This window comes from Leucobacter sp. Ag1 (assembly GCF_000980875.1).
Lineage (GTDB): Bacteria > Actinomycetota > Actinomycetes > Actinomycetales > Microbacteriaceae > Leucobacter > Leucobacter iarius.
Genome location: NZ_LAYO01000077.1, coordinates 19,503 through 36,315 on the forward strand (window position 1 = coordinate 19,503; position 16,813 = coordinate 36,315).

At 71.4% G+C, this 16,813-nt stretch carries 15 protein-coding genes and 1 tRNA gene; 12 read left to right on the forward strand and 4 right to left on the reverse strand.

Going from position 1 to position 16,813, the window contains the following annotated elements:
• The first annotated feature begins 79 nt into the window (after positions 1-79).
• Positions 80-676, forward strand: coding sequence for a MarR family winged helix-turn-helix transcriptional regulator (locus XM48_RS04250; protein ID WP_046454549.1), 597 nt, complete (start codon positions 80-82; stop codon positions 674-676).
• Between the two features lie 33 nt (positions 677-709).
• Here the strand turns inward: XM48_RS04250 and XM48_RS04255 are convergent, their stop codons facing one another.
• Positions 710-1,420 carry a DUF899 family protein gene (locus XM48_RS04255; RefSeq protein WP_046454550.1) on the reverse strand — a complete coding sequence of 237 codons (711 nt, stop codon included), beginning with the start codon at positions 1,418-1,420 and terminating at the stop codon, positions 710-712.
• Positions 1,421-1,507: 87 nt separating this feature from the next.
• Here XM48_RS04255 and XM48_RS04260 point away from each other — a divergent pair, with 87 nt between their 5' ends.
• Entirely contained in the window at positions 1,508-1,972 is a 465-nt protein-coding gene (locus XM48_RS04260) for a DUF523 domain-containing protein (protein ID WP_046454551.1), read from the forward strand.
• Between the two features lie 16 nt (positions 1,973-1,988).
• Here XM48_RS04260 and XM48_RS04265 read toward each other — a convergent pair.
• A tRNA-Leu gene (locus XM48_RS04265) sits at positions 1,989-2,070 on the reverse strand.
• Between the two features lie 155 nt (positions 2,071-2,225).
• Between XM48_RS04265 and XM48_RS04270 the strand changes: the two genes are divergently transcribed.
• The 4 genes from XM48_RS04270 (at position 2,226) to rlmN (ending at position 6,621) form a co-directional block, all read left to right on the forward strand.
• Complete coding sequence (locus XM48_RS04270; RefSeq protein ID WP_046454552.1) at positions 2,226-3,296, forward strand: 3-isopropylmalate dehydrogenase; 1,071 nt, start codon at positions 2,226-2,228, stop codon at positions 3,294-3,296.
• A gap of 46 nt (positions 3,297-3,342) precedes the next feature.
• A complete protein-coding gene (locus XM48_RS04275; protein WP_046454553.1) occupies positions 3,343-4,455 on the forward strand; it encodes a branched-chain amino acid aminotransferase in 1,113 nt (370 codons plus the stop codon).
• Positions 4,455-5,249: a fumarylacetoacetate hydrolase family protein gene (locus XM48_RS04280; RefSeq protein WP_046454554.1), complete on the forward strand. Its 795-nt coding sequence runs from the start codon at positions 4,455-4,457 to the stop codon at positions 5,247-5,249. The genes XM48_RS04275 and XM48_RS04280 overlap by 1 nt, the downstream gene beginning before the upstream one ends.
• Positions 5,250-5,316: 67 nt before the next feature.
• Positions 5,317-6,621, forward strand: coding sequence for a 23S rRNA (adenine(2503)-C(2))-methyltransferase RlmN (rlmN, locus tag XM48_RS04285; protein WP_046454555.1), 1,305 nt, complete (start codon positions 5,317-5,319; stop codon positions 6,619-6,621).
• 33 nt (positions 6,622-6,654) lie between these two features.
• Here rlmN and XM48_RS04290 read toward each other — a convergent pair whose 3' ends face one another.
• On the reverse strand, positions 6,655-7,707 hold the full coding sequence (locus XM48_RS04290) for an aminotransferase class V-fold PLP-dependent enzyme (RefSeq protein WP_046454556.1): 1,053 nt from the start codon (positions 7,705-7,707) through the stop codon (positions 6,655-6,657).
• 82 nt (positions 7,708-7,789) lie between these two features.
• Between XM48_RS04290 and XM48_RS04295 the strand changes: the two genes are divergently transcribed.
• Genes XM48_RS04295 through XM48_RS04315 form a run of 5 tightly spaced genes read left to right on the forward strand, consistent with a single transcriptional unit; the run spans position 7,790 to position 13,354 of the window.
• On the forward strand, positions 7,790-8,740 hold the full coding sequence (locus tag XM48_RS04295; RefSeq protein ID WP_046454567.1) for a LysR family transcriptional regulator: 951 nt from the start codon (positions 7,790-7,792) through the stop codon (positions 8,738-8,740).
• Positions 8,737-10,059, forward strand: coding sequence for an MFS transporter (locus tag XM48_RS04300; protein ID WP_231580798.1), 1,323 nt, complete (start codon positions 8,737-8,739; stop codon positions 10,057-10,059). Before XM48_RS04295 ends, XM48_RS04300 begins: the two co-directional genes overlap by 4 nt.
• 11 nt (positions 10,060-10,070) lie before the next feature.
• Positions 10,071-11,597: a glutamate--tRNA ligase gene (gene gltX, locus XM48_RS04305; RefSeq protein ID WP_046454557.1), complete on the forward strand. Its 1,527-nt coding sequence runs from the start codon at positions 10,071-10,073 to the stop codon at positions 11,595-11,597.
• A gap of 7 nt (positions 11,598-11,604) precedes the next feature.
• Complete coding sequence (locus XM48_RS04310) at positions 11,605-12,606, forward strand: NAD(P)/FAD-dependent oxidoreductase (protein ID WP_046454558.1); 1,002 nt, start codon at positions 11,605-11,607, stop codon at positions 12,604-12,606.
• Positions 12,599-13,354: a queuosine precursor transporter gene (locus XM48_RS04315; RefSeq protein WP_046454559.1), complete on the forward strand. Its 756-nt coding sequence runs from the start codon at positions 12,599-12,601 to the stop codon at positions 13,352-13,354. Before XM48_RS04310 ends, XM48_RS04315 begins: the two co-directional genes overlap by 8 nt.
• Positions 13,355-13,361: 7 nt before the next feature.
• On the opposite strand, the gene tgt is transcribed toward XM48_RS04315, so the two are convergent.
• Positions 13,362-14,687 carry a tRNA guanosine(34) transglycosylase Tgt gene (gene tgt / locus XM48_RS04320; RefSeq protein ID WP_046454560.1) on the reverse strand — a complete coding sequence of 442 codons (1,326 nt, stop codon included), beginning with the start codon at positions 14,685-14,687 and terminating at the stop codon, positions 13,362-13,364.
• Positions 14,688-14,849: 162 nt separating this feature from the next.
• Between tgt and XM48_RS18215 the strand changes: the two genes are divergently transcribed.
• Complete coding sequence (locus tag XM48_RS18215) at positions 14,850-16,547, forward strand: ParB-like protein (protein ID WP_197074141.1); 1,698 nt, start codon at positions 14,850-14,852, stop codon at positions 16,545-16,547.
• The last annotated feature ends 266 nt before the right edge of the window (positions 16,548-16,813 follow it).

Here is a 16,813-nt window from a genome sequence, read left to right on the forward strand (position 1 = left end):
ACAAATATCTCGCGGTTTATAGTTTCCCTGGGTGTAATTTAATCTGAAGATCGCAGCAGCGCAACACTAGGATGACGCCATGCCCGAAGCACCCGGCGGGGGAGTCCCCGACCCGATCGCCGCGAACCTCTACGAGGTCGACTCGAGCGATCCGCGCAGCGAGCTCGTGGATCGCTCCGGGCTGTCGCCCGAGGCCGTGGCGCAGATCGGGCGGCTCATGGGCTCGCTCTCCGCGCTGCGCGACGTCGAGCAGCGGGTCTCTGATGCGTCGCAGAAGTACATGCGGCTGAGCGCGCAGGACATGCGGGCGCTCCACTATCTGATCGTCGCCAAGAATCGTGCCGAGCTGGCGACCCCCGGCATGCTGGCGGCCCATCTCGGCATCTCGGCGGCCTCGACCACCAAACTGCTGAACCGACTGGAGCGTGGCGGGCACGTCGTGCGCAACGTGCACCCGGCCGATCGGCGCGCGTTCGCGATCGAGGTGACGCGCGAGACGGAGGTCTCGGCCATGCAGACGGTCGGGCGTCAGCAGGCGAAGCGCTTCCACGCGGCCGCCCGGCTCACGGGCGAGGAACGCGAGACCGTGATCCGATTCCTCGACGACATGGCGGCGGAGCTCTCGCTCGACGGAGCGGACTGGGCGGGCGGCGAGGCGGAGCACCGGTCGGAATAGCGTCGACCGGCTCAGGCCGGCGCAACCGTCGGATCAGGTGTCTGCGGCCATCCCCGGCCCGTAGAGCCGTGCGACGTCCTGCGAGCCCAGCCAGCCGGCGTAGGTGGGCCCCTGCGGCCAGCCGGCGGGGGAGTCCTGCCACTCCTCCTGCCGTCCGCGCGGCAGGACATCGATGAGCGGGAAGGTGTGGGCGATCTGCTCGACGCCTCGGCTCGTGGTCGACCAGGTGCGGTAGACGGCGTCGCCGTCGCGGAGGAACACGTTGAGCGCGAAGCCGCCGCCCGCCGGGGCATCCACGTCGGCTCCGAAAGGACTGTCGGCGGTCGAGAACCACTCCATCCGGTTCCCGACACGATCCCGGTAGGCGAGCGCCTCCTCGATCGGACCCTGCGTGACGATCACGAATCGCGCGTCGTAGGGCTCCAGGAACTCCAGCCGCGTGAACTGCGAGGTGAAGGAGGTGCAACCGCCGCACTGCCACTCTGAATCCGGGAACCACATGTGGTGGTAAGTGATGAGCTGGGAACGGCCCGCGAAGAGATCGACGAGGCGCACGGGGCCGTCGGCACCCTGCAGCGTGTAGTCGGGCAGCTCCACCATCGGCAGGCGCCTCCGCTGCGCGGCGATGGCGTCGAGCTCGCGCGTCGCGGCCTTCTCGCGGATCCTCAGCGCATCGAGCTCCCGTTGCCAGGTCTCGGCATCGACGATCGGCGGCATTCCGGTGGACGGGGTTTCGGGCGACATCGGCGTCTCCTTCCGTTCTCCGACCATTCTGCGCCGGTGCGCGGGAAGGTCAAGGGAGGTCCCGGATCGCCCGGCTAGCATGAGGGGATGAGCGATGCGCCGATCCTCGTGAGTTCCTGCCTGGCGGGCATTCCCTGCCGCTACGACGCCCGTGCGCGCCCCGACGACGCGGTGATCGAGGCGGTCCGCGAGGGTCGTGCGATCCCCGCGTGCGCCGAGCAGCTGGGGGATCTGCCCACGCCCCGACCCGCCGCCGAGATCGTCGGCGGCGACGGGGAGGACGTGCTGCGCGGTACGGCCCGCGTGATGAGCATCGACGGCGAGGACCTGACGGCACCGTTCGTCGCGGGCGCCGAGGCGGTCGCGGAGATCGTCGAGCGCCACGGCATCGATCGGGCGCTGCTGCAGGGGCGCAGCCCGTCGTGCGGCTGCGGGACCATCTACGACGGCACCCACTCGGGAGCGCTCGTGGACGGCGACGGCGTACTCACCGCGGTGCTCAAGCGCCGGGGGCTCTCGATCGAGCCGGTTCGCGGGCGCCGCCAGGAATAGGCCGCCCGATCGGCGGTGCGCGAGGGGGGACTTGAACCCCCACGTCCGAGGACACTGGAACCTAAATCCAGCGCGTCTGCCAATTCCGCCACTCGCGCGCGTGCCGCGCGGGACGGCACCGCCCCAGCCTAGCGCGGCCCGAGAGGCTCGGGGCGCCCGCGCGGCGCGAGCGGGGGTCCGCCGGGAGTAGGCTGGATGCCACTTGCAGCCGCGCATTTCGGCGCGCGCCGACGAGGGAGACGAAGGAGCCCGAGTGACCCGCACCATCAAGCTGGCAGTGATTCCCGGCGACGGCATCGGCCCGGAGGTGATCGAGCAGGCGAACCGCGTGCTCGACGCCGCGCTCGACGGCGGCGACGTCGTGCTCGAGCGCACCGAGTTCAAGCTGGGCGCCGAGCGCTTCCTCGAGACGGGCGATACGCTCCCCGAGGCCGAGCAGGCGGACATCGCCGAGCACGAGGCGATCCTGTTCGGTGCCGTGGGCGGCGTCCCCGGCGACCCGCGTCTGAAGACCGCGAACATCGAGCGCGGGCTGCTGCTGAAGCTGCGCTTCGATTTCGATCACTACGCCAACGTGCGCCCCTGCGCGCTCGTGCCGGGCGTGGTCTCGACGCTCGCGAACCCGGGCGAGGTCGACTTCGTCGTGGTGCGCGAGGGCACCGAGGGCCCCTACGCGGGCAACGGCGGACGCCTGCGTCCCGGCACGCCCGCCGAGGTCGCGACCGAGGTCTCCGTCAACACCGCCTACGGTATCGAGCGCGTCGTCCGCTACGCGTTCCAGGTGGCCGAGAGCCGCCCGCGCAAGACCCTCACCTGGGTGCACAAGACCAACGTGCTCGTGCACGCCGGCGCGACCTGGCAGCGCATCGTCGAGGCCGTCGCCGCCGAGCACCCGGGAATCGCGGTCGACTACATGCACGTCGACGCCGCGACGATCCACATGGTGCAGAACCCGTCGCGCTTCGACGTGATCGTGACTGATAACCTGTTCGGTGACATCCTCACGGACCTGGCCGGCGCCATCGGCGGCGGCATCGGGCTCGCAGCCAGCGGCAACATCAATCCCGACGGCACGTTCCCGAGCATGTTCGAGCCCGTTCACGGATCTGCTCCCGACATCGCGGGGAAGCAGCTGGCGGACCCGACCGCGGCGATCCTCTCCGCAGCCCTCATGCTCGACCACCTCGGTCTCGCCGCAGACGGCGATCGCATCCGCGCGGCGGTGCGATCCGATCTGGCAGGCGCCACCGATCGCGGCGACGCACCGCGCTCGACCACCGCCGTCGGCGACGCGGTGATCGCGCAGCTCCCGGCCCGCGCCTAGCGCCGCCGGACACGACTCAGCACCCGTTCCAGGAGAAAGCACGCACATGACCGCTCTCGCATTCACCCGCACCGAAGCCGATCGACTGCCCACCGCCGAGCGCGAAGCGATCCTCGCCGACCCCGGCTTCGGCAACCACTTCACCGATCACATGGTCTCGATCTCGTGGAGCGTCGACGCGGGCTGGCACGATGCCGAGGTGCTGCCGTACGGGCCGCTGCAGGTGGATCCGGCCTCGTCGGTGCTGCACTACGGGCAGGAGATCTTCGAGGGGCTCAAGGCCTACCGTCGCCCCGACGGGTCGATCGTCACGTTCCGCGCCGACGCCAACGCGCGCCGCCTGAACACGAGCGCCGATCGCCTCGCCCTGCCCGAGCTCCCCGAGGAACTGTTCGTCGCGGCGGTGAACGAGCTGCTGCACGTCGACGCCGACTGGGTGCCCTCGGGCGAGGACCAGAGCCTCTACCTGCGGCCGTTCATGATCGCGGACGAGAGCTTCCTCGGCGTGCGCGCCGCGCAGAAGGCGCGCTTCCTCATCATCGCGAGCCCCGCGGGCGCCTACTTCACGGGCGGCGTGAAGCCCGTGTCGATCTGGCTGTCGAAGGATCTGGCCCGCGCCGGCCGTGGCGGTACGGGAGCGGCGAAGTGCGGCGGCAACTACGCCTCCTCGCTGCTGCCGACCCGTATCGCGGCCGCGAACGGCTGCGCGCAGGTGCTCTTCACCGACTCGGCGACGGAGGACACGATCGACGAGCTCGGCGGCATGAACCTGTTCATCGTGCGCGCCGACGGCACCCTGATCACCCCGCGCACCAACGGCAACATCCTCGACGGCATCACGCGGTCGAGCCTGATCCGTCTCGCCGAGGCGCGCGGGCACCGGGTCGAGGAGCGCGACGTGACCGTGCGCGAGTGGCGCGAGGGCGTCGCCGACGGCAGCATCACCGAGGCCTTCGCCTGCGGCACCGCAGCGGTGATCACCCCGATCCAGGCGCTCATCGGCGAGGAGGGCACCCTGCTCGACTTCGGCGCGGGCGCTCCGGGCGAGCTCACCATGTCGCTGCGCGAGGAGCTCACCGGGATCCAGTTCGGCACGGTCGCGGATCCCTTCGGCTGGGTGACCGAAGTGGTTCCCGCGAACGCCGGGGCGGCCGCCTGATGCGGGTCGCGCGCTTCCGCACCGACGACGCCATCACCTTCGGCGTCTTCGACGAGGCCGAGCACGGCGGCGGCGAGGAGCTGGTCGAGCTCGTCGCCGATCCCATGGTCGCCGGCTACGAGACCACGGGCCGCCGCTTCCGCCTCGACGAGGTGAAGCTGCTCGCCCCAGTGATCCCGCGCTCGAAGATCGTCTGCGTCGGCAAGAATTACCAGGATCACGTGGCCGAGATGGCCGGCGTCACCGGCATCGGCGATTCGGCTCCCGAGGAGCCCCTGCTCTTCCTGAAGCCGAACACCTCGGTGATCGGGCCCGACGACGCGATCGTGCGCCCCGCGATCTCGGACCGCGTCGAGCACGAGGGGGAGATCGCCATCGTGATCGGCGCCATCGCGAAGGACGTCCCCGAGTCCGAGGCGCTCAAGTACGCCTACGGCTTCACCTGCGCGAACGACGTGACCGCGCGCGACCTGCAGATCAGCGACGGGCAGTGGGCGCGGGCCAAGGGCTTCGACACGTTCTGCCCGCTCGGTCCGGTCATCGAGACCGACCTCGACCTCGCCGACGTGCGGGTCGAGACCCGGGTCAACGGCGAGGTGCGGCAGAGCGCCTCGACCAAGGACCTGATCCACTCGATCCCGAAGATCATCGCGCACGCCTCGCAGGCGTTCACCCTGCTGCCGGGCGACGTGATCCTCACCGGGACGCCCGCGGGTGTCGGGCGGCTCGAGCCGGGCGACACCGTCGAGGTCGAGGTGCAGGGCATCGGGGTGCTGCGCAACACCGTGCGCTGATCCGTCGATCCGGGCTCGGTGGCGCGTCTGCGAACACCGGGCCCGGAGGATGCGACAATAGACGGCGATGGATCCCAACAAGCTGAACCACGACGCCGACGCGCCCCGCCTGATCAAGACGCGGCCCCGTGCCGACGGCGATGCGGCGCGCCCGCAGACGCGCCCGCGCACCGAGGGCTGGAAGCAGCTGACCGGGCCCGACGGCCGCCCGACGCTGCAGTTCGCCTCGCCGCGCGTGAAGCAGCCCGACACGCACCTGGCCGACATGACCCTCGCCGAGCGCGAGGCCAAGATCGCCGAGATGGGGCTGCCGAAGTTCCGGGCGAAGCAGGTCTCGAAGCACTACTTCGAGCACCGCACCACCGACCCCGAGCAGATGACCGACCTGCCGAAGGATCGCCGCGAGGAGATCGCGGCGGCGTTCTTCCCGCCGCTGCTCACCGAGGTGAAGCGCCTCGTCACCGACGACGGCGACACCATCAAGTTCCTCTGGCGCCTGTTCGACGGCGCGCTCGTCGAGTCGGTGCTCATGCGCTACCCTGGCCGCATCACGCTCTGCGTGTCGAGCCAGTGCGGCTGCGGCATGAACTGCCCGTTCTGCGCCACGGGCCAGGCGGGCCTGACCCGCAACATGTCGACCGCCGAGATCCTCGACCAGATCGTGCAGGCGAACCGCGTGATCGCCGAGGGCGGCCTCGGCCGCAAGCGCGAGGCCGGCAACGGGGCGGAGCCCGAGCGGGTCAACAACATCGTCTTCATGGGCATGGGCGAACCCCTGGCCAACTACAAGCGCGTCATGAACGCGGTGCGCCGCATGGTCGCGCCGTCGCCCGAGGGGCTCGGCATGAGCGCGCGCGGCATCACGGTCTCGACGGTGGGCCTCGCGCCCGCCATCAAGAAGCTCGCCGACGAGGACATCCCGGTGACCTTCGCGCTGTCGCTGCACGCGCCCGACGACCAGCTGCGCGACGAGCTGATCCCCGTCAACAGCCGGTGGAAGGTCGACGAGGTGCTCGACGCCGCGCGCGGCTACTACGAGAAGACCGGGCGACGCGTCTCGATCGAGTACGCGCTCATCAAGGACATGAACGACCACGCCTGGCGCGCCGAGCTGCTGGCGCAGAAGCTCAACGAGCGCGGCCGCGGCTGGGTGCACGTCAACCCGATCCCGCTGAACCCGACCCCGGGCTCGGTGTGGACCTCGTCCACCCGTGAGGTCACCCGCGAGTTCGTCGACCGGCTGAACGCGGCCGGGATCCCGACGACCCTGCGCGATACCCGGGGCAAGGAGATCGACGGGGCCTGCGGCCAGCTGGTGGCCACCGAGCAGGACAAGGCGGACGCCGCGGCGTTCGCCGACGCCGCGAGCTGAGGTCCACCCGGAGGCGCTGACCGCGTAGCGCGGTCAGCGCCCGAGCGCGCTCGCGAGCAGCTCGACGTCGGCAGCGGTGTTCCAGAGGTGGAACGCGACGCGCGCGTTGCCGGCGCGGCCCGAGGCGACGATCCCGGCCGCGGTGAGCGCGGCGAGATCGGATCCGTCGGGGTCCGCCCAGGTCACGATCGCGGACTCGCACTCGGGCAGGCCGAGCACGCCGCGGGCGCGATCGGCGAGTCCGACGGCGTGCGCCTGCGCGAGGCCGGGCTCCAGCTCGGCGAAGAAGCGCAGTGCCGCCTCGGCGCCGGCGATCGCCTGCCAGGCGGGGGAGAGGTCGAAGCGCCCGGCTCCCGTCGCGAGCGGGGTGTGCCCGGCATAGCAGGAGGCCCAGACGTCGTCGGCGGAGCACCAACCGGCGGCGATCGGGGTGAGCGCGTCGTCGAGTCCGGCCCGCACGGTGAGGAAGCTGACGCCTCGCGGCGCGCAGAGCCACTTGTATGCGTGGCAGACGGTGAAGTCGAAGGGGGCGGCGCCGACCGGGAGCCAGCCGAGGGACTGCGTCAGGTCGACGAGCGTGCGCGCACCGACCGCTTCGGCGGCCGCGACGATGGCGGCGTGGTCGGCGATCGCGCCCGTGGCGGACTGCACGAGCGAGAACGCGACGAGCGCGGTCTCGGGGCCGATCGCGTCGGCGAGCCCGTCGAGCGGCGCGTACCGCACCCGCACGCCGCGGGCGGCGAGCTGCTCGAAGGGGTGCGTGAGCGACGAGAAGTCGCCCGACACGCACAGCACCTCGGCCCCGTCGGGTACGGAGGTCGCCACGACCGAGACCAGCTGGGACACCTGGCCGGCGACCGCCACCCGGTCGGCGTCGACGCCTGCGATCCGGCCGAAGTGCTCGCGGCAGCGCTCGACGAGGCCGCCGATCGCGCGGGCATCGAGGCGCCCCGCGGACCACGCGTCGATGGTGTCGTGCACGGCCCGGGCGGTCTCGAGCGTTGGCAGTCCGCCGGTGCAGGCGGAGAGGTATCCGCGCACTTCGGGGAACGCGTCGGTCGGGATCCGGGAGGTCGTTGCGGTCATGCCGCCAGGCTAGGAGCCACCGCTTCATAAGAAAAGAGAATGCTTCTTATCTTTTTGTTTCCACTGGCTTATACTCGTGGGCATGACCACGCAGCGCACCGGCGACCCGCTCGGCTCCATCGACTCGACCGAACTCCGAATCCTGCACGCCCTCGCCACGACGGGCTCGCTCACGGCCGCGGCGGCGAGCCTCGGGCTCAGCCAGCCCGCGGTGAGCCAGCGCATCAAGCGGGTCGAGACCCGCCTCGCGGTCCCGCTCATCGAGCGCCAGGGGCGCGGGATCCGGCTGACCCCCGCGGGGCAGATCCTCGCGGATCACGGGCGCACCGTGGTGGCCGAGATCGACGCGGCGCTCGCGGCGATCGACGACCTGCGCGGTGAGCGCGGCGGAACGCTGCGGCTCGTCGGCTTCCCCTCGGCATCGGCGACCATCGTGCCCGCCGTCATGCGCCGGCTCGCGACCGAGGCCCCCGACGTCTCGCTGCAGTACCGCGAGGCCGAGCCGCCCGCCGCGGTCGCCATGCTGCGCGACGGCGAGGTCGACTGCGCGCTCATCTTCGACTACGCGGGCGCCGCCGAGCGCCCCGCGGGCAGCGTCTTCACGCCGTTCTGGAGCGAGGAGGTGAAGCTGGTCGTGTCGCAGGAGCGCGCGGGCGATCAGCACGAGGCGCACCTCGGCGAGTACGCGGCCGAGCACTGGATCGCCGGGTGCGAGAAGTGCCGCGGACACCTGCTCGCCGCGGCGGCGGAGCACGGCTTCGAGCCCGACATCATCCAGGAGACCGACAACGTCCCGGCCATGCTCGCGATGGCGGCGGCCGGCGGCGCGGTCGCGATGGTGCCCGACCTGGCACTCGCGGCGGCGCGCACCCTGCCCGAGGACGCCTGCGCGCTGCCGATCGTGCCGCCGCGCACCCGCACCATCGGGCTCGTGTCGATGGACACCGCGAACGAGAGCCCCCAGGTGCGGCTCGCGAAGCGCATGCTCGGCGCGGTCGACGGATCCTGCTGGGGGCTGGAGCCCGTCGCGTGAGCGGCGGTATGCAGCAGACCTCGAGCGCGGCGCCGGACGCGAGCGCGACCCTCGATCCGGGCGCGGTCGCCCGCATCCAGCGGCGCACCCTCTGGGTGCTGGCCGCCGGTACCGTGCTCGGCGGACTCGGCGTCGGCGCGGCGCTGTCCGTCGGGGCGCTGCTGCTCGCGCAGGTGAGCGGCAACGACGCCATCTCGGGACTCGCGTCCGCGGTGTTCAACGCGGGTGCCGCGGCAGCGGGGATCCCGCTCGCCCGCATCGCGATGCGGCACGGGCGTCGGCGCGCGCTGGTCACCGGCAGCATCGTCGCCATGATCGGTGCGCTGGTCGCCATCTTCGGCGCGGTGATCTCGGTCTGGTGGGTGCTCGCCATCGGCCTCGCCGCGCTCGGCGTCGCCAGCGCGGTGCAGCTGCTCTCGCGATTCGCCGCGGCCGACCTCGCGCGTCCCGAGAACCGGGCCCGCGATCTGTCGCTCGTCGTGTGGTCCATCACCGTCGGCGCGGTCGTCGGCCCGAACCTCATCGGTCCGGGCGCCGTGGTCGGATCCGCGCTCGGCATCGCGCCGCTCGCCGGAGTGTTCGTCTTCGCGTTCGTCGCGCAGGTGCTCGCGGCGATCGTCAACGCGGTCGGGCTGCGCCCCGATCCGCTGCTCACCGCCCGCGCGCTGCCGCAGGCCGATCCCACCGGGCCGATCGGCGTCGACGGCGGGTCCGCCCGCGGAGACCGCGTCGCCCAGATCCTCACCATCGTGGTGATCGCCATCGCGCAGGCGGTCATGGTCGCGCTCATGGCGATGACGCCGCTGCACCTCATGCATCACGAGGGCACCCCCGAGATCGTCGGGATCACGCTGAGCCTGCACATCGCCGGCATGTACGCGCTGTCGCCCGTGTTCGGCCTCCTGGCGAGCCGCCTCGGACGCATCCCGGTCGTGGCGACGGGGCTCGTGATCCTGCTCGGCTCCGCAGCGCTCGCCTACTTCGCGGGCGCTTCCCACGTGCTCGTGCAGATCGCGCTCGTGCTGCTCGGCCTCGGCTGGAGCGCCGTCACCGTCGCGGGCGCCGCGCTGCTCACCGAGCTCACCCCGCGGGCCGATCGGCCGCGCTGGCAGGGCCGATCCGACACCTTCATGAGCGCGTCGGGCGCCGTCGCCGGGGCGCTCTCGGGGCTCGTCTTCGCGGTCGGCGACTTCCCGTTCCTCGCGGTGGTCTCGGCGCTCATGCTGGCGATCGGCGCCATCGCGGCGGTCCCGCTGGCACTGCGATCGCGGGGCACGGCCGGCTCCGATCGAGCCCCGCAGACCGGCGCTACCCGATAGACTGGGCGGCGATGTCTGAGACCCGTGAACCCCTGTTTTCCACTGCGACCGGCGCCGACGTCCGCGTCCGCTTCTGCCCGTCGCCCACCGGCACTCCGCACGTGGGCATGGTCCGCACTGCGCTGTTCAACTGGGCGTACGCCCGCCACACCGGCGGTACCTTCGTCTTCCGCATCGAGGACACCGACGCCGCTCGCGACAGCGAGGAGAGCTACGGCCAGATCATCGATTCCCTGCGCTGGCTCGGGCTCGACTGGGACGAGGGCATCGACGCGGGCGGAGCCGACGGCCCCTACCGCCAGTCGCAGCGCGGCGAGATCTACCAGGGCGTCATCGCGCAGCTGGTCGAGGCCGGGCACCTCTACGAGAGCTTCTCGACCGCGGAAGAGATCGACGCGCGCAACGAGGCCGCCGGCCGCCCCAAGCAGCTCGGCTACGACAACTTCGATCGCGATCTGAGCGACGAGCAGCGCGCGGCCTTTCGCGCCGAGGGCCGTCAGCCCGCGCTCCGCTTCCGCGTCCCCGAGGTCGATCTCTCGTTCACCGACCTGGTGCGCGGCGACATCACCTTCCCGGCGGGATCCACCATCGACTTCGTCGTGGTGCGGCCCAACGGCGCCCCGCTCTACACGCTCGTCAACCCGGTCGACGACGCGCTCATGGGCATCACCCACGTGCTGCGCGGCGAGGACCTCCTTTCGTCGACGCCCCGTCAGATCGCGCTCTACCACGCGCTCGTCGAGATCGGTGTCGCGAAGGCGATCCCGCGCTTCGGCCACCTGCCCTACGTCATGGGCGAGGGCAACAAGAAGCTGTCGAAGCGCGATCCCGAGTCGAACCTGCTGCACCACCGCGACCGGGGCTTCATCCCCGAGGGACTGCTCAACTACCTGTCGCTGCTCGGCTGGTCGCTGGCGCCCGACCGCGACGTCTTCTCGCGCGACGAGATGGTGGCGGCGTTCGACGTCGAGAACGTGAACCCGAACCCGGCCCGCTTCGACCAGAAGAAGGCCGACTCGATCAACGCCGACCACATCCGTCTGCTCTCCGAGGACGACTTCGGCCAGCGGATCCTGCCCTACCTCATCGCGGGCGGGGCGCTGCCGGTCGAGCCGAGCGAGGCGCAGCTCGAGATCGTGCGCGCGGCGGTGCCGCTCGTGCAGAGCCGCGTCACGGTGCTGTCCGAGGTCGCCGGCCTCATGGGCTTCCTCTTCACCACCAGCGATGCGCTGGTGTACGAGGACGACGCGCTCAAGTCGCTCAAGGACGATGCGCCGCAGGTGCTCTCCGCGGGCCTCGCCGCCCTCGATGCGATCCCCGAGTCCGAGTGGACGACCGAGCGGATCCAGACCGCGCTGCAGACGGCACTCGTAGACGAGCTCGGGCTGAAGCCGCGCATCGCGTTCGGCGCGCTCCGCGTCGCCGCCTCGGGTCGCCGCATCTCGCCGCCGCTCTTCGAGTCGTTCGAGCTGCTCGGCCGCGACGAGTCGCTGGCACGCCTGCGCCGTCTCGCCGACCGCCTCGCATCGGGGGAGTGACCCAGTCATGACCGCGTCGGATCGTACCGAGGGCGAGGCGCCGATCGGCGTCGCCATCATCGGCGGCGGTCCGGCCGGTCTGTCGGCGGGCCTGCAGCTCGTGCGCGCGAACCGCAGGATCGCGATCCTCGACAGCAATCGCCCGCGGCACTCGGCGACCCTCGAGTCGCACGGCTTCCTCACGCGTGACGGCGCGCCGCCGCTCGAGCTGCGGCGCCTCGGCCGCGAGGAGTTCGAGCGGTATCCGACGGCGCGCTTCGCGCAGGTCATGACCCGCGAGGTGCAGCCGCTCACCCCGGAGGAGGCCCGCGCGACCGGGTTCCCCGACGGGATCGGGTTCCGCGTGCGCGGTACCGGGGTGCGGGGCGCGTCCGACGTCGAGTTCCTCTCGCGACGGGTGCTGATCGCGGCCGGCCTCACCGAGGAGCTGCCGGCGCTGCCGCTGATCCGCGCCTACTACGGCACGGCGCTGCACAGCTGCGTCGAGTGCGACGGCTTCGAGAAGACCGACAAGCCGCTCGCCCTCATCGGCGAGACGAGCGACGTCTTCGCGCGGGCCCTGCTCATCAGCCGCTTCAGCTCCGATCTGATCGTGTTCACCAACGGCGCCGATACCGTGCGTCCCGATCAGGAGGCGCAGCTCTCCGCCGTCGGGATCCGGGTCGAGCGTCGCGCGATCGACGACATCGTGGGTGAGAAGGCCGAGATGACGGGGGTCCGGCTCACCGACGGGACCGTGATCCCGCGGGTGGGCGGGTTCGTCCGCCCCCGGTGGCACGCGCCCGTCGAGTTCCTCGGCGAGCAGCCGATCGAGCGCGACGACTGGGGCCTGATCCGGGTCGACGAGCGCGGCGAGACCTCGATCCGCGGGGTGTACGCCGCGGGCGACATCGTGCCGCCGGGGCCCCAGCAGCTCATCATCGCCGCCGGGAACGGCGCGCAGGTGGCTGCGAAACTGAACATGGACCTCATTCGAGGCGCACTGGGCGTAGGGAAGATCGATGACTGAGACGGAGCAGCGGGTGGAGCAGCGGGCACCGGGAGCCGAGGATCCCTCGCGGTACCTGACGCCGGGCGCACGCGGTGCCGCGGTGGGCGCGCGCTACGCGACCATCTCGGCGATCTTCGCGGGCATCCTGCTCATCTCGAACGTGGTCGCGGTGAAACCCATCGCCTTCGGTGCGATCCCGATCGGCGACTTCGCCCTGCCGCTGGTCTTCGACGGCGGCGTGTTCCTGTTCCCGCTCGCCTACGTGCTCGGCGACGTGCTCGCCGAGGTCTACGGGCTCAAGGCCACGCGCCGCACCATCTTCACGGCGTTCGCCCTCGCGGCGCTCGCCTCGCTGACGATCCTCGCGACGCAGGTGTCGCCGCCCGCCTCCGGTTGGGAGAACCAGGCGGCGTTCGAGGCGGTGCTCGGCTTCGTCCCGCGCATCGTGCTCGCGAGCCTCACCGGCTTCCTCGCCGGGCAGCTGCTCAACGCCTGGGTCATGGACCTCATGCACCGGCGGTCGAAGGGGCGCTTCCTGCGCTCGCGCCTCATCGTCTCGACTCTCGTCGGCGAGTTCGCCGACACCCTGCTCTTCTGCACGATCGCCTTCGCCGGCATCATCACCGGGCTCGACTTCGTGATGTACGTGGTGCTCGGCTACCTGGTCAAGTGCCTCGCCGAGGTCGTGCTGCTGCCCGTCACCACCCGGGTCATCCGCTGGGTGCGCCGCGCGGAGGATCGCGCGGCGGCACGTCCGGCGGAGTAGCCGCCGCTCAGTTCCAGGCCGCGGCGGCGGTGCGGGCGAACTCCGGCCCGTAGAGGCGGCCGAGGGTCTCGTCCCGCAGCTCGGCGAAGTCGCCGTCGATGATGCTCTGCCGGATCCGCTCCACCATGCGCACGATGTAGCGCTCGTTGTGGATCGTGGCGAGCGTCGAGGCCAGCATCTCCTTCGCCTTGAAGAGGTGGTGGAGGTACGCGGCCGTGTAGTTCTCGCACGTGTAGCAGTCGCACTCGGGATCCAGCGGCTCGAAGCGGCGGCGCTGCGCCGCGGCCTTCGCGTTGATCCGGCCCGAGCTCGAGTACATGGTGCCGCCGCGGGCCTGCCGGGAGGGGGCGACGCAGTCGAAGGTGTCCGCGCCGGCCGCGACCCCGGCGAAGAGATCGTCGGGTTCCGAGATGCCGAGCAGGTGGCGGGGCTTGTCCTCGGGCAGCTCGTCGGAGACCCAGCTGACGATGGTGCCGAGCTGGGATTTCTCGAGCGCCCCGCCGATGCCGTAGCCGTCGAAGCGCTGCCCGGTCGCCTCCGCGCCGGTCAGGCGGGCCAGTCCGCCGGCGGCCTGGCGGCGCAGATCCTCGTACTGCGCGCCCTGCACCACGCCGAAGAGCGCCTGATAAGGCCGGTGGGTGCGATCGGCGGTCTGCCGCGCGTGCTCGTCGAGGCAGCGCACCGCCCAGCGCTCGGTGCGGGCGACCGAGTCCTCCTGGTAGGGCCGCGTGTTCAGCAGGGTCGTGCACTCGTCGAAGGCGAAGATGATGTCGGCGCCGAGCTGGTGCTGGATCCGCATGCTCACCTCGGGGGTGAACCGGTGGGTGTCGCCGTTGATGAACGATTTGAAGGTGACGCCGTCCTCGTCGACGTGCGCGAGCCGGTCCTTGGTCTCGGCGATGACCTCGGCGCTGGCGTGATCGGCCTCGGCCATCGAGATGACCTTGCGGAAGCCGACGCCGAGCGACATCACCTGGAACCCGCCGGAGTCGGTGAAGGTCGGTCCGTCCCAGTTCATGAACCTGCCGAGCCCGCCGGCCTCGTCGACGAGGTCGCTGCCCGGCTGGAGGAACAGGTGGTAGGCGTTGGCGAGCACGGCCTGCCCGCCGAGCTCGCTCACGGTCGCCGGCAGGAGCGCCTTGACGGTGGCCTTGGTGCCGACCGGGATGAACGCCGGGGTCTGGATCTCGCCGTGCGGGGTGCTGATGGTGCCGGCGCGGCCGAGCGGCCGGCCGTCGGACCCCGAGGCTCCGCCGGTCTCGAGCCGATGATCGACGGTGAAGCCGAAGTCGGCGGGGGAGGGCGGGGGCGTCTGCGCAGGGCGTTCGTTCACCTGACCATCTAAGCACCAGCCCGTCGCGCGGGGCCTCGGCGTCTCCCGTGAGCCGGATCGACCCCGCGCGTTCACCTCCGCGTCACCGCGGGGTCATGCCCGCTCGCCATGATCGGAGGAGCCGCAGCGCGCTGTGCTGCGCGAAGACCCGGAAGGAAGACCGTGCCCCGTACTCTCCCGCAACGATCGCGGACGCTGATGGCCGCGCTGCTGCTCGGAACGCTCGGACTGGGGACGGTCGCGACGCTGACCGCTCCCGCGCAGCCGGCGCAGGCCGCCGACTACACGGGGGCGCAGGCCGGCGACCTGGTCGACGTGCGCATCGGCGACGTGCGGCCGACGCAGCCGGCGCTCGGCTACGACGAGGTCTTCTACAAGCTCGGTCGGTACACGATGGGCAAGGACGCCATCAACAAGAAGTTCGGCGACTGGTGCGAGGCGAACGGCCAGGGCGATGTCGCCAGCGCGAAGCCGGGTGCGCGACTCGACGATCCGACGAGCTTCACCTGCACGGTCGCGCTGGGCGCCGAGACCGCCGACACGATCGCCCCGATGAAGACCGTGGTGGTGGGCCCGGGCGGCACGCTCTACCTCACCGACGGTCACCACACCCTCACCTCCTTCGCCGAGACGCCGGACGGCGGGCTCGACCTGCACGTGCGCCTCCGGGTGCTGGGCAACCTGAGCTCGCTGAACGAGCAGCAGTTCTGGGCGAAGATGATCGAGAACAAGTGGACGTGGCTGCGCGGTCCCGAGGGCGATGCGGTGACTCCGGAACAGCTTCCGAAGAACGTCGGGCTCGCGAACTTCCGCAACGACAACTACCGCAGCGTGCTCTACTTCGGGCGGGACATCGGGTACACCTCCGGTTCGCTGCCGTTCCAGGAGTTCTACTGGGGCTCCTGGGTGCGCGACGCGAAGCCCGTCGACCTCTCCGGGTGGGATCGGGGCGACCTCACCAGCTACCTGGCGACGGTGCGCGCGCTGACCACGGCTCAGACCGGACTCGCCGACGGCGCGGTGGTCGACAGCGGTTTCACCGCGGCGCAGCTGGGCAAGCTGGGGCAGTGGAACGACGGCAAAGCCGAGGGCAAGGGCGAGTGGAGCAAGCTGGCGAAGCCCTACTCCGATGCCAAGCCGGGCAAGATCGCGTACGCGCTCGAGTACCGCGCGGCGAATCTGCCGGTGATGCCCGCCGCGCCGACCGTGACCGCTGCGGCGGGCGAGGCGACCGTGAGCTGGAGCGTTCCGGCCTCCGGCGATCGCCCGGTGACCGGGTACACCGTCCGGCTGGATCCGGTGCAGCCCGCCGTCGTGGACTCGGTCGCCGCGCCCGCGGCCTCCGCGTCGATCGTGGCCGAGGTGGCGGCACCCGCGACCAGCCACCGCTTCACCGATGTGCCCGCGGGGGAGTACACCGCCACCGTCATCGCGCACAACCTCGTGGGGGACTCCCCGCTCTCGCCCGCGTCGGAGGTGGTCTCGGTGCCGGCGAAGCCGGACACCGGGGCGAGCGCCGACGCCGATTCCGGATCCTCCGCAGGCGCCGACGCGAGCGGGACCGCGGAGGGGGCCTCTTCGGGTTCTGCGAACGCGGGCGGCTCGAACGCGGGCGGCTCGGCCGATGGATCGAACGCGTCCGCGTCGACTCAGTCGTCCGGCTCGGCGAACGGTTCGAACAACGGCGCCGATGCGCAGGCGGCGAACGGCTCGAGCACCGGGGCGGTGAAGCACGGTGGTTCGCTTCCCGTCACGGGTGCCGCGGACGGCACCGGGTTGGCGGTCGCGGGGGCGCTCGGGATCGCGATCGTCGGCGGTCTGGTGCTGCTGATCTCGGTGCGAACCCGTCGGGAGGCGTGACCCGCAGCCGCTCGAGGCGCGCGCTGAGGGCCCCGGAATCCGCGAGATTCCGGGGCCCTCAGCGTTCCGGGCGCGGGAGGCCCGGGTCTGGAGCGGCGATGTGACACGCCCGGGATCCCGCTCCATGTTGCGGGGCCCCCGGCATCCGCGTAATGTAATCCCTTGTCAGCGCGACGGAGCCGGACGCAGAAGCGGTCCGGTTCTTTTCATGCGCAGCGAGCATGGGAAAACATGCGAAGCAAGACAGGTTGTCTTTCGGAAAGCTT